A 23,306-nucleotide genomic window follows, 5' to 3' on the forward strand; every position below is an offset into this window, starting at 1 on the left:
AGGGTGAGGTTCCGCCGACCCGCCGACGGTGCTGTCGCGGGTGCCCCCGCACGCGTCTCCGCGGCGGCCGTCACGCGTCCTCCGGCCCGAGATGCGCCTCCAGCGCCGCGTCGAGCAGCGCCTCCACGTCCTCGGCGCCCGTGGCGAGGCGCAGGCTGCCCCAGCCCCACAGCTGGGCGATGCCGTGCAGGTTCGCCCAGAGCGCGCCCGCGACGACCCGTGCTCCCGCGCCGGTGGCGGGGCGGGCCTCGGCGACGAGTCCGGCCAGCGTCTCGAAGAGGGGCAGGCTGGTCTCGCGCAGGCCGAGCCGATTGCTCTCCAGCAGGTCGTGGCGGAACATCAGCTCGAACATCCCGCGGTGGGCGGCGGCGAACCCGAGATAGGCGCGGCTCAGCGCCTTCAGCCGCGTCCGCGCGTCCTGGCCGGCCCCGTCCGTCAGGGCGCGCGCCGCCTCGGCCGCCAGCTCCTCGAATCCCCGGCGCGCGATCGCGGACAGCAGCGACACATGTGTGGGGAAGTAGCGCCGGGGCGCCCCGTGCGAGACCCCCGCCCCGCGGGCGATCTCCCGCAGGGACAGCGCCTGCACGCCTCGCGTCGCCACCAGCTCGACGCCCACGTCGACCAGCCGGGCCCGCAGCCCGGTGTCCTGCTCAGTCTGTTCAGCCATAGACAGTGTCTACTACGTACCAGTAGACACTGTCTACCGAGCGGCCGCCTGAATGTAGACGGTGTCTACGCAGATCGGGCCCCTAGGCCCTGTCCTTCAGGGGGGAGGTAGGAGATATCTTGATGTCGAGCAATGTTGCAGACGCGGAGCGGAGCACCCGGTGACTGACTCGACCATCATCTACACCCACACTGACGAGGCCCCGGCCCTGGCGACCCATTCGTTCTTGCCGGTGGTCCAGGCCTACGCCTCGACGGCCGGTGTCGGCGTGGAGACCCGCGACATCTCGCTCGCGGGGCGCATCATCGCGAGCTTCCCGGAGCGTCTCGAGGAGAGCCAGCGCATCTCCGACGCCCTCGCCGAGCTCGGCGAGCTGGCCAAGACGCCCGGCGCGAACATCATCAAGCTGCCCAACATCTCGGCCTCGATCCCGCAGCTGAAGGCCGCGATCGCCGAGCTGCAGGGCCAGGGCTACGCGCTCCCGGACTACCCGGACGACCCGAAGACCGACGAGGAGCGCGACATCCGCGCCCGCTACGACAAGGTCAAGGGCAGCGCCGTCAACCCGGTCCTGCGCGAGGGCAACTCCGACCGCCGCGCCCCCGCGTCGGTCAAGAACTACGCCAAGGCCCACCCGCACCGCATGGGCGCCTGGACGGCCGACTCGAAGACGAACGTCGCCACCATGGGCGAGAACGACTTCCGCTCGACCGAGAAGTCCGCGGTCATCACCGAGGCCGGCTCGCTGCGCATCGAGCTCGTCGGCGACGACGGCTCCACCACGGTCCTGCGCGAGTCCGTACCGGTCCTCGCGGGCGAGGTCGTCGACGCCTCCGTGATGCGCGTCGCGGCGCTCCGCGAGTTCCTGAAGCAGCAGGTCGCCCGCGCCAAGTCGCAGGGCGTGCTCTTCTCCGTGCACCTCAAGGCCACGATGATGAAGGTCTCCGACCCGATCGTCTTCGGCCACGTGGTCCGCGCCTTCTTCCCGAAGACCTTCGCCGCGCACGGCGAGACCCTCGCCGCCGCAGGACTGACGCCGAACGACGGCCTCGGCGGCATCTTCAAGGGCCTGGAGTCGCTGCCCGAGGGCGACAAGATCAAGGCGTCCTTCGAGGCCGAGCTGGCCGAGGGCCCCGAGCTCGCCATGGTCGACTCCGACAAGGGCATCTCGAACCTGCACGTCCCCAGCGACGTCATCGTCGACGCCTCCATGCCGGCCATGATCCGCACCTCCGGCCACATGTGGGGCCCGGACGGCGAGGAGCACGACACCCTCGCGGTCCTCCCCGACAGCAGCTACGCGGGCATCTACCAGGTCGTCATCGACGACTGCCGCGCCAACGGCGCCTTCGACCCGGCCACGATGGGCTCCGTCCCGAACGTCGGCCTGATGGCGCAGAAGGCCGAGGAGTACGGCAGCCACGACAAGACCTTCGAGATCCAGACCACCGGCACCGTCCGCGTCGTCGACACCGCGGGCAACGTCGTCCTGGAGCAGGCCGTCGCCGCCGGCGACATCTTCCGCATGTGCCAGACCAAGGACGCGCCGGTCCAGGACTGGGTCAAGCTCGCCGTCACGCGCGCCCGCGCCACCGGCACCCCGGCCGTGTTCTGGCTGGACGAGACCCGCGCCCACGACGCCGTGCTCATCGGCAAGGTCCGGCAGTACCTCGCCGACCACGACACCGAGGGCCTGGACATCCGCATCATGTCCCCGGTCGAGGCCACCGCGTTCTCCCTGGAGCGCATCCGCCGCGGCGAGGACACCATCTCCGTCACCGGCAACGTCCTGCGTGACTACCTCACGGACCTGTTCCCGATCCTGGAGCTGGGCACCAGCGCCAAGATGCTGTCGGTCGTCCCGCTGATGAACGGCGGCGGCCTCTTCGAGACGGGCGCCGGCGGCTCCGCCCCGAAGCACGTCCAGCAGCTGGTCAAGGAGAACTACCTGCGCTGGGACAGCCTCGGTGAGTTCCTCGCCCTCGCGGTGAGCTTCGAGCACCTCGCCACCACCACGGGCAACGCCCGCGCGCAGATCCTCGCCGACACCCTGGACCGTGCCACCGCCACGTTCCTGGAGAACGACAAGTCGCCGAGCCGTCGCCTCGGTGGCATCGACAACCGCGGCAGCCACTTCTACCTCGCCCTGTACTGGGCGCAGGAGCTGGCCAAGCAGACCGAGGACACGCAGCTCGCCGAGGCGTTCGCGGCGCTGGCCAAGACGCTGGCCGAGCAGGAGCAGACCATCGTCGACGAGCTCGTCGCGGTGCAGGGCTCCCCGGCCGACATCGGCGGCTACTACCAGCCCGACGCGGCCAAGGCCTCCGCGGTCATGCGTCCGTCCGCGACGCTGAACCAGGCGCTGTCGATCCTGGGCTGACGCCCGGCACGCGGTAGTCGCACGCAGTACTGAAGAAGGGGCCTCCCGCCACGCGGCGGGAGGCCCCTTCTGCCTGTCCTGTCCGTGCTACGAGCGGCGGCGCGGCTTGCCGCGCTTGGCGGGCTTGGCCCTGGCCGCGCCGCCCCGCTTGGCCTGCGCGGCCTTCTTGGCGGGCGCCTTGGCCGGAGTCCTCGGCTTGGCCTTGGCCTTTGCCTTGGGCTGCTCGGGGGTCTGCGTACGGCCCCGGGAGCTGTTGACCGTACGGCCCCGGACGATCCCGATGAAGTCCTCGACGAGGTCGGGCGTGGTCTCGGCCTCCGGCCACGACAGCGCGACACGCGACTCGGGGGCGCCCGTCACGGTCCGGTAGGTGAGGTCCTTGCGGTGGTGCAGACGGGCCAGCGACTGCGGTACGACGAGGAGTCCCACACCCGCCGCGACCAGGTCGACGGCGTCCGCGGTGGTCGCCGGACGCTCGTACGCGGGCCGGCCGGGCGGGGTCTCCCACTCCAGGGTCTCGTCGAGCGGGTGGAACACGACCTCGTCGGCGAGATCGTCGGGGGACACCTCCTCGACCGCCGCCACGACGTGGTCCTTGGGGACCACGACGACCGTGGTCTCGGTGTAGAGGGGGATCGCGCTGAGGTCCGTACGGTCGATGGGGAGCCGTACGAAACCGGCGTCGGCGCCGCCCGCGCGCAGCAGGCCGGGCGCCTCGGCGGCGGCCACCGGGAGGAGGGTCAGCGGAATGTCGGGCAACCGCTCGTTCCAGATCCGCACCCATTTGGCGGGCGTCACTCCGGGAACGTAGGCGAGCCGGAACGACGGGGGTACTTCCGAGCCTGTCACCTCGCCAGGCTACCCGGCGTGGTCAGGAGTAGCGCACATGCTCGATACCCTGGTCCCATGACGTCGCACCAGACCACCCAGACCATGAAGCCCGCGACCGCGGCGAAGAAGCTGGGTGTGTACCTCCAGGCCACGCCCGCCGAGTTCCAGGAGGGTGTCGTCTCGCGCAGCGAGCTGAACGCGCTGCAGGCCGACCCGCCCGAGTGGCTCCAGGAACTGCGGCGCAACGGCCCGCACCCGCGCCCCGTGGTCGCCGCCAAGCTCGGCGTCTCCATCGCCGGCCTCGCGCGCGGCGGAGTGACCGAGGCGCTCACCACGGAGCAGATCGACGCGCTGAAGGAGGAGCAGCCCAGCTGGCTGCGCCAGGAGCGCGCCGTACAGGCCGAGGTGCGCAAGGAGACGGTGCGCATCAAGGAGAAGCAGGCGGAGAAGCGCGCGGCGCGCGAGGACGACTAGCCCGAACGACCAGCCCGTACGTCGAGAGCGGACGGCGGGAGCGGTCGAGGGCGGCCGATCAGAGCGGCCGCCTCGCCTCCCGCATGAGGTGCCGCGTCTCGCGGTCGACGGCCCAGGCGTCCGCCACGGGACCCAGGTGCCCGAGCTTGTCGGGGTTGACCATGAGACGGATCGTCCCGATCCGTCCGTCGACCACGTCGAGCGTCATCGTGTGGAGCACCTTGCCGTCCCGGACGCGGAAGACGGCGCCCGGCCCGGCGTTGAGATCGTGCGTCTCGAACGTCACGCCGATCGAGGTCAGCGCCGGGAAGCTCGTGGCGATCAGCTGGGCCACCTTCCCTGCGCCGCGCACGGTCCTGGACAGCTGCGGGCCCTTGCCGCCGCCGTCGCCGACCATCGTCACGTCGGCGGCGAGCAGTTCCCGCAGGCCGGCGACGTCGCCCACGCGGAGGGCGGCGAAGAAGCGGGACGCCAGTTCGTCCCGCTCCTCGCGAGCGGCCCGGAAGCGCGGCCGCCCCGCCTGCATGTGCCGCCGGGCCCGCACGAGCAACTGCCGGCACGCGGCCTCCGACCGCTCCACCGCAGCGGCGACCTCGTCGAACCCGAAGCCGAACACCTCCCGCAGCACGAACACCGCCCGTTCAAGCGGACTCAGGCGCTCAAGCAGCAGAAGCGCCGCCACCGACACGGATTCGGCCAGCTCCACCGAGCGCACCGGGTCCTCGTACGGATCGCTCAGCAGCGGCTCGGGGAACCACGGACCCACGTACTGCTCGCGCCGCACCCGCGCGGAACGCAGTACGTCGATCGAGATCCGGGTCACCGCGGCCGACAGATAGGCCTTCGTCGACGTGGGCAGGGTCGTGGTGCCGTCGAAGCGCAGCCACGTCTCCTGCACGGCGTCCTCGGCCTCGCTCACGCTGCCCAGAATCCGGTAGGCGATCGAGAACAGCAGCGGCCGCAGCTCCTCGAACTCCTCGACCTTGCTCACGTCGACCCCCGTCTTGACGTCAGTGAACCTGCCCGGGCACGTAGTCGCCCCCAGGCTGGCGGCTGATGACGTTCAGCCGGTTCACCATATTCATGAAGGAGATGTACACCACCAGGGAGGTGAGCTGCTCCTCGTCGTAGTGCTCGGCGGCACGCGCCCACACCTCGTCGCTCACCCCGTCGGCCGCGTCGGCGACCCGGGTCCCTTCCTCCGCCAGCTCCAGCGCGGCACGCTCGGCGTCGGTGAAGACCGTGGCCTCCCGCCAGGTCGCCACGAGGTGCAGTCGCAGCGCGGTCTCGCCCGCGGCGGCGGCGTCCTTGGTGTGCATGTCGGTACAGGCGGCACAGCCGTTGATCTGACTGACCCGGAGCGCCACGAGCTCCCGGGTGGCCGACGCCAACGTCGAATCCTGAAGCGTCTGCACCCCGGACAGGAAGTGCTTGATCGCTTTCCCTGCGTTGGGCTGGGCCATGTAGTTCAGTCGCGCGTCCATGGTGGGCTCCTCCGGATCGTCAGTGACCTGCAACCCCGAGACGAGACAGCACCGCGCCCTGTGACACACACTCGCGTCGGGTTCACGCTTCGGTGGCGGACCTGGCTGAGTCCCGGTGGGGCGTCACCGGAGTTGCCGGCAGCTCTCGGAGCGCGCGGACGGGGGAGCAGAAGACCGGGAGGAAGGCGCAGGCCAGGCACACCGCACCCGCCCATACGACGATGCGTACGTTCGCGGCCTCACCGATGAGGCCGGCGAGGGCGGAGCCGATGGCCAGGGCGCCGGTGAGCAGGAAGCGGAAGGTGGCGTTCATGCGGCCGAGCAGCGGGTCCGGAGTCAGCTGCTGGCGCAAGGTGACGCCGAGGACGTTGTCGATGCCCGTCTTGGTCATGGTGGCCAGCCACCCGGCGCCGGCCACCCACAGCCACGGACCGGTGTCGACCAGTGCGACGGCCAGTGCGGCGGGTGCGCACCACAGCCCGGCCAGGGCCAGGGTGCGGCCGTGGCCGAGGCGGGCGGCGAGGGGGCGGGCGAGGCGGGCACCGAGCAGGATGCCCAGGCCGCCGGCTGCCCAGTACAGGCCGAGTGCGCCGGCGGGCAGGTGCAGTTCGCGGGTGAACAGCACCGGCAGCATGGCGTTGATCATCTGGGCGCCGAGGTTGGCGAGGGCCGCGGTGAGCGCCAGGGGCCGCAGCTCGCGGTTGCCGAAGACGTGGCGCAGTCCTTCACCGATCTCGGTTCGTAGCCGGCGCCCGGCGGTCGAGGGCTCGGTGCGAGCGCGGTGGCGGGCGATACCGGTGAGGCCGCAGGCGGAGGCGAGGTAGGCGAGGGCGCCGCCGAGAATCGCCAGGGGTGCCGTGAGGAGTTGGACCATGAAGCCGCCGGCGCCGCGGCCGGCGATGTTGGCGCCGGCCATCAGGCTGACGATGGCGGCGTTCGCCGGCACCAGGCGCTCGCGGCCGACCAGTTCGGGCAGGACGCTCTGCGAGCCGACGTCGAAGAACACGGTGGCACAGCCGGTCAGCAGCACCACCGCGTACAGCTGCGGCAGCGAGAGCACCCCCAGCCACCAGGCGACCGGAATCGAGGCGAGCAACACCGCGCGAACGGCGTCGGCGGCCACCAGCAGCCGGCGCCCCGGCAGGCGGTCCACCCACGCGCCCGCGGGCAGCCCGATGAGCAGGAAGGCGGCGGTGGACAGCGCGGCCAGCGCACCGGCCTGGCCGGGGCCGGCGTCGAGCGCGGTGACGGCGAGCAGTGGTATCGCCACATAGCCGACATTGCTGCCGAGGTGGCTGAGGGCGCTCGCGACGAAGAGCGTGCGGAAGGCACCCACGCGCCACGGGGAATCAGGGGCTTCGGTCATGCGGCGTACGCTGCGGGACCCGCGCAGTTCTCCCCAGAGATTTAGTCTGAGCTAAATGATCGAGATCGAGTTCGCCATGGAAGACGTGGCCCGCACCCGCTTCGCGATCTCCCCGCTGTGGGAGGTGGTGGCAAGTGTCCGGGTGCTCAAGGGTGCCGACACACACGGACTGCACCGCACCTGGGCGGATCAGGTACGCCCGCGGCTCGCGTCGGCCGGCCTCGACCTGAGCCCGCTGTTCGACCTCGTCCCGATGCCCGTGCGCTCGCCCTGGGCCGGCCTCGTCCCGGGGTTCATCTGCCCGCCGCCCACGACACCGCTGCCGTCGCTGGAGATCGAGCTGGCCACGGTGCGGGCCATGCCGCCGGCGCTGCTGCACACCACGGCCGGCGTGCCACAGGCCCGGCTGGCGGCGCTGCGCGGCAACCCGGCCGCCGAGCTCGCACGGCTGGCGGATGTGATCGAGGCGTACTGGGAGCTGGCGCTGGCCCCGTACTGGTCGCGCATCCTCACCCTGCTGGAGGACGACATCCGCTACCGCGCGGGCCGCCTGGTCGCCGCCGGCGCGCAGCACCTGTTCACCGACCTCGACCCGCAGGTCAGCTGGGCCCAAGGCACCCTGCATCTGGAACACCGCACCGTGCGCGGAGCGCGTCGGCTCGACGGTCGGGGCCTGCTGCTGGTGCCCTCCGCCTTCGTCTGGCCGCGCGTCTTCTCGGTGCTCAGCGAACCGTGGCAGCCGTCGCTGCGCTATCCACCCCGCGCCGTCGGCACGCTCTGGCGCCCCCGGCCCGCGACCGGCCCCGACGCCCTGGCGGGGGTGCTCGGCCGCTCCCGCGCGACGATCCTGGCCGAGCTGACCGCCCCCGCGTCCACCACCGAACTCGCCCGCCGCACCGGCCTGACCCCGGGCGGCATCTCTCAGCACCTGACCGCCCTGCGAAACGCCGGACTGGTCAGCGCCCACCGCGCGGGCAGGCAGGTCCTGTACGCACGCACCCAAGCCGGCCAGACGGTGACGGAGGCGGCAGGGGCGGACTCACCCGGCATTGCATAAAAGTGCGGCGGAACGTATAGTCATGCCATCCAAGAGGAGGGTTCCATGAGGGTACGCGCAGCGGTGGCAGGGGCGAGTGGGTACGCGGGCGGCGAGCTGCTGCGTCTGCTGCTCGGGCACCCCGACGTGGAGATCGGCGCCCTCACCGGCAACTCGAACGCGGGCCGGGCGCTGGGCGGCCTCCAGCCGCAGCTCGCACCGCTCGCCGACCGCGTCCTGGAGCCGACCACCGCGGAGGTCCTCGCGGGACAGGAGGGCCGACGCCATGACGTGGTCTTCCTCGCCCTGCCGCACGGGGAGTCCGCCGCCGTCGCCGAGCAGCTCGGGCCGGACGTCCTCGTCGTGGACATGGGGGCCGACTTCCGGTTGAGGGACGCGGGGGACTGGGAGAAATTCTACGGGAGCCCGCACGCCGGCACCTGGCCCTACGGCCTGCCCGAACTGCCCGGCGCCCGCGCCGCGTTGGCGGGCACCAAGCGCATCGCGGTGCCCGGCTGCTATCCCACCGCCGTCTCGCTCGCCCTCTTCCCCGCGTACGCCGCGGACCTCGTCGAGCCCGAAGCGGTGATCGTCGCGGCGTCCGGCACCTCCGGCGCGGGCAAGGCGGCCAAGCCGCACCTCCTCGGCTCGGAGGTCATGGGCAACATGTCCCCGTACGGGGTGGGCGGCGGCCACCGGCACACCCCCGAGATGATCCAGAACCTGAGCTCCGCCGCGGGCACCCCCGTCAGCGTCTCCTTCACGCCGACCCTCGCCCCGATGCCCCGCGGCATCCTCGCCACCTCCAGCGCGAAGGCCAAGCCGGGCGTCACCGCCGAGTCCCTGCGGGAGACGTACGCGAAGGCGTTCGCCGACGAGCCGTTCGTGCGGCTGCTCCCCGAGGGGCAGTGGCCCGCCACCGCCTCCGTGTACGGGTCGAACGCCGTGCAGATCCAGGTCGCGTACGACGAGGAGGCCGGCCGCGTGATCGTCGTCAGCGCCATCGACAACCTGACCAAGGGCACCGCGGGCGGCGCCCTCCAGAGCATGAACATCGCCCTCGGCCTCGACGAGACCGCCGGGCTCACTACGATCGGAGTAGCGCCGTGAGTGTGACGGCAGCCAAGGGATTCACGGCCGCGGGCATCGCCGCCGGAATCAAGGAGAACGGCAACCCGGACCTGGCCCTCGTGGTCAACACCGGGCCCCGCCTGGCCGCCGCGGGCGTCTTCACCTCCAACCGCGTCAAGGCCGCCCCGGTCCGCTGGTCGGAGCAGGTCCTCAAGGGTGGCCTCGTCTCCGCCGTCGTCCTCAACTCCGGTGGCGCCAACGCCTGTACGGGGCCCCAGGGTTTCCAGGACACGCACGCCACCGCCGAGAAGGTGGCCGACGTCCTGTCCCTGAACGCAGGTGAGGTCGCCGTCGCATCGACCGGACTCATCGGCGTGACGCTGCCGATGGACAAGCTGCTGCCGGGCGTCGAGAAGGCCGCCGGTGAACTCTCCGCGCACGGCGGCGAGAAGGCCGCCATCGCCATCAAGACCACCGACAGCGTCCACAAGACGTCCGTTGTGGCGAAGGACGGCTGGACCGTCGGCGGGATGGCCAAGGGCGCGGGCATGCTCGCCCCCGGCCTCGCCACCATGCTCGTCGTGCTGACCACGGACGCCGACCTCGAAGCCGACGTCCTCGACCGGGCCCTGCGCGACGCCACCCGGCTCACCTTCGACCGCGTCGACTCCGACGGCTGCATGTCGACCAACGACACGGTGCTGCTGCTCGCCTCCGGCGCCGCCGAAGTCACCCCCGAGTACGCCGAGTTCGCCGAGGCCGTCCGCGAGGTCTGCGCCGACCTCGGACGGCAGCTCATCGGCGACGCCGAGGGCGCCAGCAAGGACATCAGGGTCGACGTCGTGGGCGCCGCCAGCGAGGCCGACGCCGTCGAGGTGGGCCGCTCCATCGCCCGCAACAACCTCCTCAAGTGCGCCCTGCACGGCGAGGACCCCAACTGGGGCCGGGTGCTCTCCGCCATCGGCACCACCTCCGCCGCCTTCGACCCCGACCGGCTGAACGTCGCCATCAACGGCGTCTGGGTCTGCAAGAACGGCTCCGTCGGCGAGGACCGCGACCTCGTCGACATGCGCTACCGCGAGGTCGTCATCACCGCCGACCTCGCGGCCGGTGACGAGAGCGCGACGATCTGGACCAACGACCTCACCGCGGACTACGTCCACGAGAACAGCGCGTACTCCTCATGAGCAAAGACCCCGGCGGCCAGCCCACCGCCCGCAAACACACCGCGCTCCCCAAGGCCCAGATCCTCATCGAGGCGCTGCCCTGGCTGACCCGGCACCGCGGCAAGACCGTCGTCATCAAGTTCGGCGGCAACGCCATGGTCGACGACGAGCTGAAGGCCGCCTTCGCGCAGGACGTCGTCTTCCTGCACCACGCGGGCCTCAAGCCCGTCGTCGTGCACGGCGGCGGACCGCAGATCAGCAAGGCCCTCGACCGGCACGGCATCATCAGCGAGTTCAAGGCGGGCCTGCGCGTCACCACCGAGGACGCCATGGACGTCGTACGCATGGTGCTCGCCGGACAGGTGCAGCGCGAGCTCGTCGGGCTGCTCAACCAGCACGGCCCGCTCGCCGTCGGCCTCACCGGCGAGGACGCCCACACCATCACCGCCACCAAGCACCGGCCCCGCATCGAGGGCGAACTGGTCGACATCGGCCGGGTCGGCGAGATCACCGAGATCGATACCGGCGCCATCGAGGCGCTGCTCGCCGACGGCCGCATCCCGGTCGTCTCCTCGATCGCCCGTTCCCAGGACGATCACCATGTCTACAACGTCAATGCTGATACGGCGGCTTCGGCACTCGCTGCGGCGCTTGGTGCCGAGACCCTGATGGTCCTCACCGACGTCGAGGGCCTCTACGAGGACTGGCCCAACAGCGACGAGGTGATCAGCCGCCTCACCGCGAAGGAGCTGGAGAAGCTCCTGCCCGAGCTGGCAAGCGGCATGGTCCCGAAGATGGAAGGCTGTCTGCACGCCGTGCGCAACGGCGTCGAGACCGCCCGCGTCATCGACGGCCGCGTCCAGCACTCGATCCTGCTGGAGATCTTCACCGACGAAGGCATCGGCACGATGGTCGTGCCCGACGCGCGGCACGACGACACCGAGGGGGAGTCATGAGCAACCAGGAACTGACCGCGCGCTGGCAGGGCGCGCTCATGGACAACTACGGCACGCCCCGCCTGCCCCTCGTGCGCGGCGCGGGCACCAAGCTGTGGGACGCCGACGGCAAGGAGTACCTCGACTTCGTCGGCGGCATCGCGGTCAACGCCCTCGGCCACGCCCACCCGGCGCTCGTCGAGGCCGTGAGCACCCAGATCGGCGCCCTCGGCCATGTGTCGAACCTCTTCGTCGCCGAACCGCCCGTCGCGCTCGCCGAGAAGCTGCTCGGACTCTTCGGGCGCGAAGGCCGGGTGTACTTCTGCAACTCCGGCGCCGAGGCCAACGAAGGCGCGTTCAAGCTCGGCCGACTGACCGGCCGCCCGCACATGGTCGCCACCCGGGGCGGCTTCCACGGCCGCACGATGGGGGCGCTCGCCCTCACCGGCCAGCCCGGCAAACAGGAGCCCTTCCTGCCGCTGCCCGGCGACGTCACCCACGTCCCGTACGGCGACGTGGAGGCGCTGCGCGCGGCCGTCACCACCGACACCGCCTTCGTCCTCATCGAACCGATCCAGGGCGAGAACGGCGTCGTCGTACCGCCCGCTGGATACCTCAAGGCGGCCCGGGAGATCACCGAGGCCACCGGCACGCTCCTCGTCCTCGACGAGGTGCAGACCGGAATCGGCCGCACCGGACAGTGGTTCGAGTACCTGGCGCACGACGGCGTACAGCCCGATGTCGTCACGCTCGCGAAGGGTCTGGGCGGCGGGCTTCCGCTCGGCGCCACCGTCGCGTTCGGCGCCGCCGCGGAACTCTTCAAGCCCGGTCACCACGGCACGACGTTCGGCGGCAACCCCGTGGCGTGCGCCGCGGGCCTCGCCGTCCTGAACACCATCGAGACCGAGGGACTGCTCGACAACACCAAGCGCGCGGGCGAAAAGCTGCGCGACGGAATCGAGTCACAGGGACACCCGCTGGTACGGCATGTCAGGGGCGCGGGCCTGCTGCTGGGTATCGTGCTCACCGAGCCGCTCGCGCCGCGGGCGCAGCAGGCGGCTCAGGACGCCGGCTTCCTCGTGAACGCGCCCGCCCCCGATGTCGTACGGCTGATGCCGCCGTTGAACGTGCGCGACGACGAGGTGGAGGCGTTCCTGAGCGCACTGCCCGGCATCCTGCACAAGGCCGCCGAGGCCGACGGGGACGGACGATCCGGAGAATGAGACGACGATGAGCCAGGCGCAAGGCAACGAGCACGGCGACCACGCGGGTCCCGCCGTGCCGCAGACCCGCACCGCACGCCACCGCCGGATCGTGGACATCCTCAACCGGCAGCCGGTGCGCTCCCAGAGCCAGCTGGCGAAGCTGCTCGCCGACGACGGTCTGACCGTCACCCAGGCGACGCTCTCCCGGGACCTGGACGAACTCAACGCGGTCAAGATCCGCAACGCCGAGGGCGACCTGATCTACGCGGTCCCGAGCGAGGGCGGCTTCCGCACCCCGCGCGCACCGCTCGGCGAGTCGGCCAAGGAGGAGCGCATGCGACGCCTCTCCGCGGAACTCCTGATCTCCGCGGAGGCCTCGGCCAACCTCGTCGTCCTGCGCACCCCCCCGGGCGCCGCCCAGTTCCTGGCATCGGCCATCGACCAGGCCGAACTGCACGACATCCTGGGCACGATCGCGGGCGACGACACCCTGATGCTGATCAGCAGGGAACCTTCGGGCGGCCAGGCGCTGGCGGACCATCTGCTGCGCCTGGCGTCGAACGAGCACTGAGAGGTCGGCCGCGCGGGTCAGCCGCGGGGGCGGCGCGCCATCCACGCCGCCACCAACGCCCCCGACACGTTGTGCCACACGGAGAAGACCGCCGAGGGCAGGGCGGCGAGGGGGCTGAAGTGGGCCGTGGCCAGAGAGGCCGCCAGGCCCGAGTTCTGCATGCCGACCTCGAAGGCCATCGCCCGGGAGGCGGGCGGGCCGAGCCGGGCCAGTTTGCCCGCGCCGTAACCGAGCGCGAGGCCGAGGCCGTTGTGGAGGAAGACCGCGAGGAAGACCAGTGCCGCGGCCGACTTGATGGCCGCGGCACTGCCCGCGACGACGATCGCCACGATGGCGGCGATGGTCAGCGCCGACAGCCAGGGCAGTGCGCCGAGGACCCGGTCGACGTACCGCCCGAAGAGCAGCCGTACGACCAGGCCCGCGAGGACCGGCAGCAGCACGGTCTTGAGGATGTCCGTCACCATAGAGCCCGCGTCGACGGGCAGGTACTCGCCCGCGAGCAGCAGCGTCAGCGGGGGTGTGACCAGCGGCGCGAGGACGGTCGAGACGGTGGCGACGGAGACGGACAGGGCCACGTCGCCGCGCGCCAGGTAGGTCACCACGTTCGACGCCGTGCCGCTCGGCGCGCATCCCACCAGGATCACGCCGGCCGCCAACTGCGGTGACAGGTCGAGCGCGTGGGCGACGAGCCAGCCCAGGCCCGGCATGATGACGTAGTGGGCGACGAGTCCGAGCGCGACCGCCCAGGGGCGCCTCACCACGCCCTGGAAGTCGAGCGGGGTCATGGTCAGGCCCATGCAGAACATCACCACACCCAGCAGGTACGGGACGTTCGTCCCCCAGCCTTCGAAGGCGTCCGGCAGGGCGAGGCCGAGCGCGCCCGCGGCCAGCACCAGGACGGGAAAGACGGTGACGGCGCGGCGGGCGGCCCGGTCGGCCGTGCCCGTCCCGCCGGAGGTCGAGCCGGGGTTCGTCTGTTCGGTCTGCACGGCGCGATGCAACGCCCCGGCCGGGCACGCGTGCAACCCCGTCTCGATATGTGGTCGCTACACGAGCTTCGGCTCAGGCGACGCTGGGCGGCAGCGGCAGGGGAAGCCCCGGCAGCCCGTCGATGCTCTGTGCGATGTAGTCCTTCTTGGTGAAGTACGCGCTGAGAGACGCGTCGTCCTCGCGTGCGAAGCGCTTGGCGTGCAGGTCGCGGTCCTCGTCGTACGTCATGAAGGGCACCGCGTAGCCGCAGGTGTCGCGGACCAGGTCGGCCTGCACGACGATGATCGCGCGCAGACCGTGCGGGGTGGGGTCGATGTCGGGGAAGTGGCCGAGCAGTTCGGGGAAGCGCGGGTCGTCACGGAAGACGGGCTCGCCCCGGCCGTGCACGCGCACGATGTTGGGCGGTCCCTGGAAGGCGCACCACATGAGCGTGATGCGGCCGTTCTCCCGCAGGTGCGCGACCGTCTCCGCGTTGCTCCCCGCGAAGTCCAGGTAGGCGACGGTGAGTTCGTCGATGACCGCGAAGGAGCCCTTGAGGCCCTTGGGGGAGAGGTTGATCGTGCCGTCGCCGTCGAGGGGCGCGGTCGCCGTGAAGAACATCGGCTGCTCCTCGATGAAGGTGCGCAGCCTGCCGTCTATGCGTTCGTGAGTCTTTCCCATGCCGGGATTATCGGCCACAAGTACTTCGTCTGTCTAACGAACTTTCCGCGCCATGGTCGCCACCAGTCTGGATTGACGAAACATACGGAGCACTGCATACTCATGCATAACAGCGCATGAACGCACCGCAAGGAGGGCCCCGTGACCGAGCGCGTCGTACTCGCCTATTCGGGCGGTCTTGACACGTCCGTCGCCATCGGCTGGATCGCCGAGAAGACGGGGGCCGAGGTCATCGCCGTCGCCGTCGACGTCGGCCAGGGCGGCGAGGACCTGGACGTCATCCGCAAGCGCGCCCTCGCCTGCGGTGCCGTGGAGGCCGAAGTCGCCGACGCCAAGGACGAGTTCGCCGAGGAGTACTGCCTCCCGGCGATCAAGGCCAACGCCCTCTACATGGACCGCTATCCGCTGGTCTCCGCCCTCTCGCGGCCCACGATCGTCAAGCACCTGGTGGCGGCCGCGGAGAAGCACGGCGCCGGCACCGTCGCCCACGGCTGCACCGGCAAGGGCAACGACCAGGTGCGCTTCGAGGCCGGCATCGTCGCCCTCGCCCCCGGCCTCAAGTGCATCGCCCCCGTTCGCGACTACGCGATGACCCGGGACAAGGCGATCGCCTTCTGCGAGGAGAAGCAGCTCCCGATCGCGACGTCCAAGAAGTCGCCGTACTCCATCGACCAGAACGTCTTCGGACGCGCCGTCGAGACGGGCTTCCTGGAGGACATCTGGAACGCGCCGATCGAGGACATCTACGAATACACCGCGAATCCGGCCGAGCCCCGCGAGGCCGACGAGGTCGTCATCTCCTTCGAGGCCGGTGTGCCGGTCGCCGTCGACGGCGAGCCCGTCACCGTCCTCCAGGCGATCCAGCGGCTCAACGAGCGCGCGGGCGCCCAGGGCATCGGCCGGATCGACATGGTCGAGGACCGCCTCGTCGGCATCAAGTCCCGCGAGGTGTACGAGGCGCCGGGCGCCCTCGCCCTCATCGCCGCCCACCAGGAGCTGGAGAACGTCACCGTCGAGCGCGAACTGGCCCGCTACAAGCGGCAGGTCGAGCAGCGCTGGGGCGAACTGGTCTACGACGGCCTGTGGTTCTCCCCGCTCAAGCGGGCCCTCGACGGCTTCATCGACGAGGCGAACCAGTACGTGACCGGCGACATCCGGATGACCCTGCACGGCGGCCGCGCCGTCGTCACCGGGCGCAGGTCCAGCGAGTCGCTCTACGATTTCCACCTCGCCACCTACGATTCGGGCGACACGTTCGACCAGTCCAAGGCGCAGGGCTTCATCGAGATCTTCGGTCTCTCGTCGAAGATCGCCGCCAAGCGGGACCTCGCGTAAGCGCGCGGCCCGCCGTACCAGCAACAGCCTTGAGGAGTACGTGCAGTGAGCAGCAACAACGGCGGTGACGTCCGGCTCTGGGGCGGACGGTTCGCCGACGGGCCCGCGGAGGCCCTCGCGAAGCTGTCGGCATCGGTCCACTTCGACTGGCGCCTGGCGCCGTACGACATCGCCGGCTCCCGCGCCCACGCGCGCGTGCTCCACACGGCGGGCCTGCTCACCGCCGACGAGCTGGCCGGGATGCTGGGCGGGCTCGACCGTCTGGAGGCCGACGTGGCCGACGGGTCGTTCGTCGGCACCATCGCCGACGAGGACGTCCACACCGCCCTTGAGCGCGGCCTCCTCGAACGGCTCGGACCCGACCTCGGCGGCAAGCTGCGCGCCGGCCGGTCCCGCAACGACCAGGTGGCGACGCTCTTCCGAATGTACCTGCGCGACCACGCCCGGATCATCGGCGGCCTGCTCGCCGACCTCCAGGGCGCGCTCGTCGGCCTCGCCGAGGCGCACCCCGACGTCGCCATGCCGGGACGCACCCATCTGCAGCACGCCCAGCCGGTGCTCTTCGCGCACCACGTCCTCGCCCACGTGCAGGCGCTGTCCCGGGACGCGGAGCGGCTGCGGCAGTGGGACGCGCGGACGGCCGTGTCGCCCTACGGCTCCGGTGCGCTGGCCGGGTCCTCGCTCGGTCTCGACCCGGAGGCGGTCGCGCGGGACCTCGGCTTCGAGCACGGCTCGTCCGCCAACTCCATCGACGGCACGGCCTCCCGCGACTTCGTCGCGGAGTTCGCCTTCATCACCGCGATGATCGGCGTGAACCTCTCCCGGATCGCCGAGGAGGTCATCATCTGGAACACGAAGGAGTTCTCCTTCGTCACCCTCCACGACGCCTTCTCGACCGGCTCGTCGATCATGCCGCAGAAGAAGAATCCGGACATCGCCGAGCTGGCGCGGGGCAAGTCGGGCCGCCTCATCGGCAATCTGACGGGCCTGCTCGCCACGCTCAAGGCCCTCCCGCTCGCGTACAACCGCGACCTCCAGGAGGACAAGGAGCCGGTCTTCGACTCCTGCGACCAGCTGGAGATCCTGCTGCCCGCCTTCACCGGCATGATGGCGACACTCACCGTCCACCGCGAGCGCATGGAGGAGCTGGCCCCGGCCGGCTTCTCGCTCGCCACCGACATCGCCGAGTGGCTGGTCAAGCAGGGCGTGCCGTTCCGTGTCGCGCACGAGGTCGCGGGCGAGTGCGTGAAGGTCGCGGAGGCCGAGGGCAAGGAGCTCGACGACCTCACCGACGAGCAGTTCGCCGCCATCTCCGCACACCTCACCCCCGAGGTGCGCACCGTCCTGAACGTGCCGGGCGCGCTCGCCTCCCGCAGCGGCCGCGGCGGCACCGCGCCCTCGGCCGTCGCCGACCAGCTCGCCGACGTCAAGGCGGACCTGTCGGTGCAGAAGGAGTGGGTGAACGCCCGCAAGTGACGCGGGGGCGGCGCGGGCCGCCGGGGGCGTCGCGAGCCACCAGGGGCATCGCGGGTTACGTTGACGGGGAACGCCCTACAACGAGGAGTCCGCGATGCCCTTCGCCCGGCTGGCCGAAGCCACGTCCCCGACCGCGCACATAGGGCTCGGTCTCGCCGCCGTCGGCAGGCCCGGCTACATCACGCTCGGCCGCGACACCGACCTGCCGCCGTCCCGCAGCGTCGAGGCCCTGCGCGAACGCACCTTCGAACTCCTCGACGCCGCCTACGCCTCGGGCGTCCGCTACCTCGACGTGGCGCGGTCGTACGGCCGCTCCGAGGAGTTCCTCGCCGACTGGCTGCACGCCAGGCCCGACATCCGCGACGTCGTCGTCGGCAGCAAGTGGGGCTACACGTACACGGCCGACTGGCGCACCGAGGTCGAGGGCCCGCACGAGGTCAAGGACCACAGCCCGGCCGCGTACGACCGTCAGCGCGCCGAGACCGCCGAACTGCTCGGCGACCGGCTCGACCTCTACCAGATCCACTCCGTGACGCCCGAGAGCCCGGCGCTCACCGACAAGGAACTCCACGCCCGCCTCGCCGGGCTCGCGGCCGAGGGCGTCACCGTCGGCCTCTCCGTGAGCGGCCCGGGGCAGGCGGCCGCGATCCGCGCCGCCCTCGCCGTGACCGTCGACGGGCAGCCGCTCTTCCGCACCGTCCAGGCGACGTACAACATCCTGGAGACCTCCGCGGGCCCCGCGCTCGCCGAGGCGCACGACGCGGGGCTCACCGTGATCGTCAAGGAGGGCCTGGCCAACGGCCGCCTCGCGGGACCGTACGCGCCGCCCGCGCTGCGCGAGGTCGCCGAGGAGACGGGGCTCGGCTGCGACGCGGTGGCGCTGGCCGTCCTGCTGGCCGAGCCCTGGACGGGCGTGGTCCTGTCAGGGGCGGCCACCTCGGTCCAGCTCGTCTCCAACCTGCACGCCGCCGCCGTCGACCTGGACGCCGGGCAGGTGGAGCGGCTCGTGGGGCTCACCCAGGACCCCGCCGCGTACTGGGAGGGCCGCGCGCGGCTGCCCTGGAACTGACGGCACACCGCGGCACTTGAGACGCCTTTGTCTCAGTAGGCTTATGGTTGTCTCATGTCAGTAGATCGCGAGCAGGTCCTGCGCACCGCCGCAGCCCTGCTCACCCGCAAGGCCACCGCCACCATGGACGAGGTCGCCCGCGCCGCGGGCATCAGCAGGGCGACCCTCCACCGTCACTTCGCCGGCCGCGACGCGCTCGTCCTCGCCCTGGAAGAGCTGGGCCTCCAGGAGTGCGAGGCCGCCCTCGACCGCGCCGGGCTCGACGAGGGCCGCGCGGGCGACGCCCTGCGGCGCCTGGTCAAGGAGATCGAGCCGGCCGCCGGCCTGCTCGCGTTCCTCTACACCGAGAACCAGCTCTTCGAGGGCGACGCGCAGCACGAGGGCTGGTCCCGCATCGACGAGCGGCTCGCCGCGCTCTTCCGGCGCGGCCAGGAGAGCGGCGAGTTCCGCATCGACCTGACCCCCGCCTGGCTGACCGAGGCGCTCTACGGCCTCATCGGCTCCGGCGCCTGGGCCGTGCAGGACGGCCGGGTGGCCGCCAAGGACTACTCGTACATGATCGCCGAGCTGCTGATCGGCGGCGTACAGCGGAGAGTGGACTCATGACCAGCATCCACCGGCCGACCGAGGCACCGGAGGCGGAGCGCAGCCCCGGCCGCTGGCTCGCGCTCGCCGTGCTCGCGCTGGCCGTGCTCCTGGTCGCCGTCGACGCGACCGTGCTCGGCCTGGCGACGCCGTACATCAGCGAGGACCTCAAACCCTCCGGCACCCAGCTGCTGTGGATCGGAGACGTCTACTCCTTCGTCATCGCGGGCCTGCTCGTCTCCATGGGCAGCCTCGGCGACCGCATCGGCCGCAAAAAGCTGCTGCTCACCGGAGCTGTCGCCTTCGGCGCGGTGTCGGTCCTCAATTCGTACGCCACCAGCCCCGAGCTGATGATCCTGGCCCGCGCGCTGCTCGGTGTCGCGGGCGCGACGCTGATGCCGTCGACGCTGGCGCTGATCCGCAACATCTTCCACGACCCGCGCGAGCGCAGCCTCGCGGTCGGCATCTGGGGCGCCATGGCCTCCGCGGGCGCGGCCGTCGGGCCCGTCGTCGGCGGCTTCCTGCTCGAACACTTCTGGTGGGGCTCGGTCTTCCTCATCAACCTGCCGGTGATGGCCGTGCTCGTCCTCGTCGGCATCAAGTTCCTGCCCGAGTCCAAGAACCCGGCGCCGGGACCCTGGGACCTGATCAGTGTCGCGCTCTCCCTCATCGGCATGATCGCGGTGGTGTACGCCATCAAGGAGGCGGCCGCGCACGGGCTGCGCTGGGACGCCGTGGCGGCCGCCGTCATCGGTGTCGCCGCGCTCGTCTGGTTCGTACGCCGGCAACTCACGCTCCCCGCGCCGCTCCTGGACATGCGGCTCTTCCGCAACCGCGGGTTCTCCGGCGCGGTCCTCGCCGACCTGCTGACCGTCCTCGGCCTGTCCGGCCTGGTCTTCTTCCTCTCCCAGTTCCTGCAACTCGTCCAGGGCAGGCGCCCGTTCGAGGCGGGCCTCGCCGAACTGCCCGCCGCGGTGGGCGCGGTGGGGGCGGGGCTCATCGCGGGCATGGTGGCCCGGCGGTTCTCGGTAAGGATCGTGGTCGCCGGCGGCCTCGCGGCGGTCGGTCTCTCGCTCGCGGCGCTCACGGGGCTGAGCCAGCACACCGGCTATCCGCTGCTCGGCGCGTCGCTCCTGGTCGTCGGTATCGGCGCGGGATTCTCGTTCACCGTCACCGCCGACGTCATCCTCTCCAGCGTCCCCAAGGAACAGGCGGGCGCGGCCTCCGCGGTCTCCGAGACGGCGTACGAACTGGGAGCGGCCCTCGGCATCGCCCTGCTCGGCTCCATCGTCACCGGCGTCTACCGCGACTTCACGGCGCCACCGGGTACGCCGCCCGACGTGGCGTCCGCCTCGCACGAATCGCTCGGCGGCGCGGTGGAGTCGGTGGCGGATCTGCCGTCCGCGCAGGCGGACGTGCTTCTCTCGGCGGCCCAGACCGCGTTCGTCGACGGGCTTCGCCTCGCGGCGGGCGTCGGGGCGGGGGTGCTCCTCGTGACCGCGGTGGTCGCCTGGTTCCTCCTGAAGGACCAGAAACTGGAAGACGGCCCGAGCCCCGAGCACTGACCGCTGCGCGGGGGCCGGGTTCCTTCACCGCGGGCCGGTGGGGGCTGGTCGCGCAGTTCCCCGCGCCCCTAGGGGGTGCCGTCCGTCGCCGCCTGCTGCGGGCTTTTAAGGGGCGCGGGGAACTGCGCGCCCAGCCACACACAACCCGCACCCGCCGAACAAGCGCAAGTAATCCGCTCAAGCCCCGCAGGACTACGCGGCCTTCGCCTTCGTGGCGTACATGTCCACGTACTCCTGCCCCGACAGCAGCATGACCTCCGTCATCACGGAGTCCGTCACCGCGCGCAGCACATAGCGGTCGCGGTCCATCCCGTCGTAACGGGAGAACTCCATCGCCTCGCCGAAGCGGACCGTCACCTTGCCGGGCCGCGGCAGTCCCTTGCCGCCCGGCTGGAGCTTGTCCGTGCCGATCATCGCGAAGGGGACGACGGGCGCGCCGGTCATCAGGGTGAGGCGGGCGATGCCCGTACGGCCCCGGTACAGCCGGCCGTCGGGGGAGCGGGTCCCCTCGGGGTAGATGCCGAAGACCTTGCCGTCGTCGAGGATGCGCCGACCGGTCATCAGCGCGGCGACACCGCCGCGCCCGCCGTCCCGGTCGACCGGGATCATGCCGACGCCGGTGAAGAACCACGCCATGAGGCGGCCCTTGAGGCCCTTGCCGGTGACGTACTCGTCCTTGCCGATGAAGAACACCGGACGGTTGGTCACGAGCGGCAGGATCATCGAGTCGATGAACGTCAGGTGGTTTCCGGCCAGGATGACGGGCCCGGTCCCCGGGATGTTCTCGGCGCCTTCTACCCGTGGGCGGAACATCAGGCGCAAGATCGGTCCGAGCACTGCCTTGATGAGCGCTAGACGGGACAACAGGCCCTCCGGTGTCAACGGGTCGACGACGAGTAAGTGCAGGTGAGTACGGTACTCGCGGGCCACCGCCCTTTGCACATCGGGTTCATGCGCCCGATACGCAGCGTTGACCTGATTCCGCGTGGTGTCGCCCGGGGCCGTCGCCGGTGGGACGACCGTATCCCCGCGGGGTCGCTGTGGCCCGAGTCAGTGGTTCTTGTCACGCACACCGTTCGCTCCGCGTGGTGGTCGCGCGGCGCGCACCACCACCCCCATGGTGCGCCCAGTCGCCACGCCACGTCATCCCGCCGTTCCCTCAGGGGTCTCCCACAGGTCACTTGTGGCCACCTACGATCAGTCCCGCTTTGTCAGGTGCAAGGCAGCGGGACATCGGGAGGAGCGCCAATGGCGACGCAGGAGTCTGGACAGCGGCAGTCGGGAACGAGCCGGGGGCGCCGAGCGGTACTGGGGGCGGCGATCCTCGGTGCGGGCACCGCCGCGGTGGGACTGCCCGGCGTGGCGAGAGCGGACGAGCGGCACAGTGGCGGGCACGGCGGACATGGCGGATACAAGTCGCTGCCGGTGCCGACGGTCGTGGCCCACCGGGGGGCCAGCGGCTATCGGCCGGAACACACACTCGGCTCGTACCAGCTCGCGCTCGACATGGGCGCGCACGTCATCGAGCAGGACATCGTGCCCACCAAGGACGGCCACCTCGTCTGCCGTCACGAGAACGACATCACGGCGACGACCGACGTCTCGGCGCGCCCCGAGTTCGCGTCCCGCAGGACCACCAAGTCCGTCGACGGCACCAGCCTCACCGGCTGGTTCACCGAGGACTTCACGCTCGCCGAGCTGAAGACGCTGCGCGCCAAGGAGCGCATCCCCGGCACCCGCCAGCGCAACACCCTCTACGACGGCCGCTGGGACGTCCCCACCCTCGAAGAGGTCTTCCGCTGGGCCGAGAAGGAGGGCCGCAAGCGCGGGAAGCCGATCTGGCTGCACATCGAGACCAAGCACCCCACATACTTCCGCAAGCTCGGCCTCGGCCTAGAGGAGCCGCTCGCCAAGCTCCTGCGCCGCTACGGCCGGCACAAGAAGAACTCGCCCAACTTCCTGCAGTCCTTCGAGCCCAGCAGCATCCAGCGCCTGGCCAAGCTGGTCTCGGCGCCGCGCGTCGTGCTCCTGTCCGGCGCGAGCTCCCGCCCCTGGGACTTCGTCGAGGCCGGCGACCCGCGCACCGTCGCCGACCTGATCAAGCCCGAGGGGCTGCGGTGGATGGCGCGCTTCGCGCAGGGCATCGGCCCGACCCTCGACCTGATCATCCCGAGGAAGGCCGACGGCACCCTCGGCACCCCGACCACGCTCGTCGACGACGCGCACGCGGCCGACCTGATCCTGCACCCGTACACGATGCGCAACGAGAACACCTTCCTGCCCGCGAACTTCAGGAAGGGCACCGACCCGGCCGCCTACGGAGACGCCTTCGCTGCCTTCAGGACCTACTTCGAGACGGGCATCGACGGCATCTTCTCCGACAACCCCGACACCGCCCTCCTCGCCGCCGCCGACTTCGTCAACCGGTAGGGCCCCAGCC

The 23,306-nt window shown here is 71.2% G+C and carries 22 protein-coding genes; 14 read left to right on the forward strand and 8 right to left on the reverse strand.

Features of this window, described 5'->3' with window-relative positions; genetic code table 11:
• Nucleotides 1-70: 70 nt before the first annotated feature.
• Nucleotides 71-667, reverse strand: coding sequence for a TetR/AcrR family transcriptional regulator (locus ACZ56E_RS21210; protein WP_471216207.1), 597 nt, complete (start codon nucleotides 665-667; stop codon nucleotides 71-73).
• Nucleotides 668-827: 160 nt separating this feature from the next.
• On the opposite strand from ACZ56E_RS21210, the gene ACZ56E_RS21215 reads away from it, so the two are divergent.
• Entirely contained in the window at nucleotides 828-3,047 is a 2,220-nt protein-coding gene (locus tag ACZ56E_RS21215; protein ID WP_471216209.1) for an NADP-dependent isocitrate dehydrogenase, read from the forward strand.
• A gap of 87 nt (nucleotides 3,048-3,134) precedes the next feature.
• Here the strand turns inward: ACZ56E_RS21215 and ACZ56E_RS21220 are convergent, their stop codons facing one another.
• Nucleotides 3,135-3,896, reverse strand: a complete 762-nt coding sequence (locus tag ACZ56E_RS21220) for a LysR family transcriptional regulator substrate-binding protein (protein WP_471216211.1) — start codon at nucleotides 3,894-3,896, stop codon at nucleotides 3,135-3,137.
• Between the two features lie 57 nt (nucleotides 3,897-3,953).
• Here ACZ56E_RS21220 and ACZ56E_RS21225 point away from each other — a divergent pair, with 57 nt between their 5' ends.
• Entirely contained in the window at nucleotides 3,954-4,352 is a 399-nt protein-coding gene (locus tag ACZ56E_RS21225) for a DUF5997 family protein (protein ID WP_471216213.1), read from the forward strand.
• Nucleotides 4,353-4,410: 58 nt separating this feature from the next.
• Here the strand turns inward: ACZ56E_RS21225 and ACZ56E_RS21230 are convergent, their stop codons facing one another.
• From ACZ56E_RS21230 to ACZ56E_RS21240, 3 genes are all read right to left on the reverse strand, one after another.
• Complete coding sequence (locus ACZ56E_RS21230; RefSeq protein ID WP_471216215.1) at nucleotides 4,411-5,343, reverse strand: RNA polymerase sigma-70 factor; 933 nt, start codon at nucleotides 5,341-5,343, stop codon at nucleotides 4,411-4,413.
• Nucleotides 5,344-5,362: 19 nt separating this feature from the next.
• Nucleotides 5,363-5,836 (reverse strand): carboxymuconolactone decarboxylase family protein, encoded by a 474-nt coding sequence (locus tag ACZ56E_RS21235; RefSeq protein ID WP_471216217.1) that lies wholly within the window; start codon nucleotides 5,834-5,836, stop codon nucleotides 5,363-5,365.
• Nucleotides 5,837-5,918: 82 nt separating this feature from the next.
• On the reverse strand, nucleotides 5,919-7,202 hold the full coding sequence (locus ACZ56E_RS21240) for an MFS transporter (protein ID WP_471216219.1): 1,284 nt from the start codon (nucleotides 7,200-7,202) through the stop codon (nucleotides 5,919-5,921).
• A gap of 55 nt (nucleotides 7,203-7,257) precedes the next feature.
• On the opposite strand from ACZ56E_RS21240, the gene ACZ56E_RS21245 reads away from it, so the two are divergent.
• The 6 genes from ACZ56E_RS21245 to ACZ56E_RS21270 are packed head-to-tail and all read left to right on the forward strand — an operon-like array spanning nucleotide 7,258 to nucleotide 13,186.
• Entirely contained in the window at nucleotides 7,258-8,259 is a 1,002-nt protein-coding gene (locus ACZ56E_RS21245) for an ArsR/SmtB family transcription factor (RefSeq protein WP_471216221.1), read from the forward strand.
• A gap of 45 nt (nucleotides 8,260-8,304) precedes the next feature.
• Complete coding sequence (gene argC, locus ACZ56E_RS21250; RefSeq protein WP_471216223.1) at nucleotides 8,305-9,348, forward strand: N-acetyl-gamma-glutamyl-phosphate reductase; 1,044 nt, start codon at nucleotides 8,305-8,307, stop codon at nucleotides 9,346-9,348.
• A complete protein-coding gene (gene argJ, locus ACZ56E_RS21255; RefSeq protein WP_471216225.1) occupies nucleotides 9,345-10,496 on the forward strand; it encodes a bifunctional glutamate N-acetyltransferase/amino-acid acetyltransferase ArgJ in 1,152 nt (383 codons plus the stop codon). Before argC ends, argJ begins: the two co-directional genes overlap by 4 nt.
• Nucleotides 10,493-11,431: an acetylglutamate kinase gene (argB, locus tag ACZ56E_RS21260; RefSeq protein WP_471216227.1), complete on the forward strand. Its 939-nt coding sequence runs from the start codon at nucleotides 10,493-10,495 to the stop codon at nucleotides 11,429-11,431. Before argJ ends, argB begins: the two co-directional genes overlap by 4 nt.
• Entirely contained in the window at nucleotides 11,428-12,633 is a 1,206-nt protein-coding gene (locus ACZ56E_RS21265) for an acetylornithine transaminase (RefSeq protein WP_471216229.1), read from the forward strand. Before argB ends, ACZ56E_RS21265 begins: the two co-directional genes overlap by 4 nt.
• A 7-nt stretch (nucleotides 12,634-12,640) precedes the next feature.
• Nucleotides 12,641-13,186 carry an arginine repressor gene (locus ACZ56E_RS21270; RefSeq protein WP_468611619.1) on the forward strand — a complete coding sequence of 182 codons (546 nt, stop codon included), beginning with the start codon at nucleotides 12,641-12,643 and terminating at the stop codon, nucleotides 13,184-13,186.
• 17 nt (nucleotides 13,187-13,203) lie between these two features.
• Here ACZ56E_RS21270 and ACZ56E_RS21275 read toward each other — a convergent pair whose 3' ends face one another.
• Both ACZ56E_RS21275 and ACZ56E_RS21280 read right to left on the reverse strand, forming a co-directional pair.
• Nucleotides 13,204-14,175 (reverse strand): bile acid:sodium symporter family protein, encoded by a 972-nt coding sequence (locus ACZ56E_RS21275; RefSeq protein ID WP_471216231.1) that lies wholly within the window; start codon nucleotides 14,173-14,175, stop codon nucleotides 13,204-13,206.
• Between the two features lie 73 nt (nucleotides 14,176-14,248).
• Entirely contained in the window at nucleotides 14,249-14,836 is a 588-nt protein-coding gene (locus tag ACZ56E_RS21280) for a pyridoxamine 5'-phosphate oxidase family protein (protein WP_471216234.1), read from the reverse strand.
• 141 nt (nucleotides 14,837-14,977) lie between these two features.
• On the opposite strand from ACZ56E_RS21280, the gene ACZ56E_RS21285 reads away from it, so the two are divergent.
• The 5 genes from ACZ56E_RS21285 to ACZ56E_RS21305 all read left to right on the forward strand — a co-directional run bounded on the left by ACZ56E_RS21285 (nucleotide 14,978) and on the right by ACZ56E_RS21305 (nucleotide 20,866).
• Nucleotides 14,978-16,171: an argininosuccinate synthase gene (locus ACZ56E_RS21285; protein WP_471216236.1), complete on the forward strand. Its 1,194-nt coding sequence runs from the start codon at nucleotides 14,978-14,980 to the stop codon at nucleotides 16,169-16,171.
• A 45-nt stretch (nucleotides 16,172-16,216) separates the two neighbouring features.
• A complete protein-coding gene (gene argH / locus ACZ56E_RS21290; protein WP_471216240.1) occupies nucleotides 16,217-17,647 on the forward strand; it encodes an argininosuccinate lyase in 1,431 nt (476 codons plus the stop codon).
• A gap of 94 nt (nucleotides 17,648-17,741) precedes the next feature.
• The gene (locus ACZ56E_RS21295; protein ID WP_471216244.1) at nucleotides 17,742-18,716 is read left to right on the forward strand and encodes an aldo/keto reductase; all 975 of its coding nucleotides are present in this window, start codon (nucleotides 17,742-17,744) and stop codon (nucleotides 18,714-18,716) included.
• Between the two features lie 54 nt (nucleotides 18,717-18,770).
• Nucleotides 18,771-19,322, forward strand: a complete 552-nt coding sequence (locus tag ACZ56E_RS21300; protein ID WP_471216248.1) for a TetR/AcrR family transcriptional regulator — start codon at nucleotides 18,771-18,773, stop codon at nucleotides 19,320-19,322.
• Entirely contained in the window at nucleotides 19,319-20,866 is a 1,548-nt protein-coding gene (locus ACZ56E_RS21305; protein WP_471216252.1) for an MFS transporter, read from the forward strand. The genes ACZ56E_RS21300 and ACZ56E_RS21305 overlap by 4 nt, the downstream gene beginning before the upstream one ends.
• 192 nt (nucleotides 20,867-21,058) lie before the next feature.
• Here ACZ56E_RS21305 and ACZ56E_RS21310 read toward each other — a convergent pair whose 3' ends face one another.
• Entirely contained in the window at nucleotides 21,059-21,679 is a 621-nt protein-coding gene (locus tag ACZ56E_RS21310; RefSeq protein ID WP_223828252.1) for a lysophospholipid acyltransferase family protein, read from the reverse strand.
• 435 nt (nucleotides 21,680-22,114) lie between these two features.
• Here ACZ56E_RS21310 and ACZ56E_RS21315 point away from each other — a divergent pair, with 435 nt between their 5' ends.
• Nucleotides 22,115-23,296: a glycerophosphodiester phosphodiesterase gene (locus ACZ56E_RS21315; RefSeq protein ID WP_471216255.1), complete on the forward strand. Its 1,182-nt coding sequence runs from the start codon at nucleotides 22,115-22,117 to the stop codon at nucleotides 23,294-23,296.
• Nucleotides 23,297-23,306: the final 10 nt, after the last annotated feature.

It is taken from the genome of Streptomyces sp. NPDC039480 (assembly GCF_055597165.1).

Coding starts and splice junctions, on each gene's coding strand:
- ACZ56E_RS21210 (WP_471216207.1), bottom strand. CDS start 667: ATGGCTGAACAGACTGAGCAGGACACCGGGCTGCGGGCCCGGCTGGTC.
- ACZ56E_RS21225 (WP_471216213.1), top strand. CDS start 3,954: ATGACGTCGCACCAGACCACCCAGACCATGAAGCCCGCGACCGCGGCG.
- ACZ56E_RS21235 (WP_471216217.1), bottom strand. CDS start 5,836: ATGGACGCGCGACTGAACTACATGGCCCAGCCCAACGCAGGGAAAGCG.
- ACZ56E_RS21240 (WP_471216219.1), bottom strand. CDS start 7,202: ATGACCGAAGCCCCTGATTCCCCGTGGCGCGTGGGTGCCTTCCGCACG.
- ACZ56E_RS21245 (WP_471216221.1), top strand. CDS start 7,258: ATGATCGAGATCGAGTTCGCCATGGAAGACGTGGCCCGCACCCGCTTC.
- argC (WP_471216223.1), top strand. CDS start 8,305: ATGAGGGTACGCGCAGCGGTGGCAGGGGCGAGTGGGTACGCGGGCGGC.
- argB (WP_471216227.1), top strand. CDS start 10,493: ATGAGCAAAGACCCCGGCGGCCAGCCCACCGCCCGCAAACACACCGCG.
- ACZ56E_RS21265 (WP_471216229.1), top strand. CDS start 11,428: ATGAGCAACCAGGAACTGACCGCGCGCTGGCAGGGCGCGCTCATGGAC.
- ACZ56E_RS21270 (WP_468611619.1), top strand. CDS start 12,641: ATGAGCCAGGCGCAAGGCAACGAGCACGGCGACCACGCGGGTCCCGCC.
- ACZ56E_RS21280 (WP_471216234.1), bottom strand. CDS start 14,836: ATGGGAAAGACTCACGAACGCATAGACGGCAGGCTGCGCACCTTCATC.
- ACZ56E_RS21295 (WP_471216244.1), top strand. CDS start 17,742: ATGCCCTTCGCCCGGCTGGCCGAAGCCACGTCCCCGACCGCGCACATA.
- ACZ56E_RS21300 (WP_471216248.1), top strand. CDS start 18,771: ATGTCAGTAGATCGCGAGCAGGTCCTGCGCACCGCCGCAGCCCTGCTC.
- ACZ56E_RS21305 (WP_471216252.1), top strand. CDS start 19,319: ATGACCAGCATCCACCGGCCGACCGAGGCACCGGAGGCGGAGCGCAGC.
- ACZ56E_RS21310 (WP_223828252.1), bottom strand. CDS start 21,679: ATGTTCCGCCCACGGGTAGAAGGCGCCGAGAACATCCCGGGGACCGGG.
- ACZ56E_RS21315 (WP_471216255.1), top strand. CDS start 22,115: ATGGCGACGCAGGAGTCTGGACAGCGGCAGTCGGGAACGAGCCGGGGG.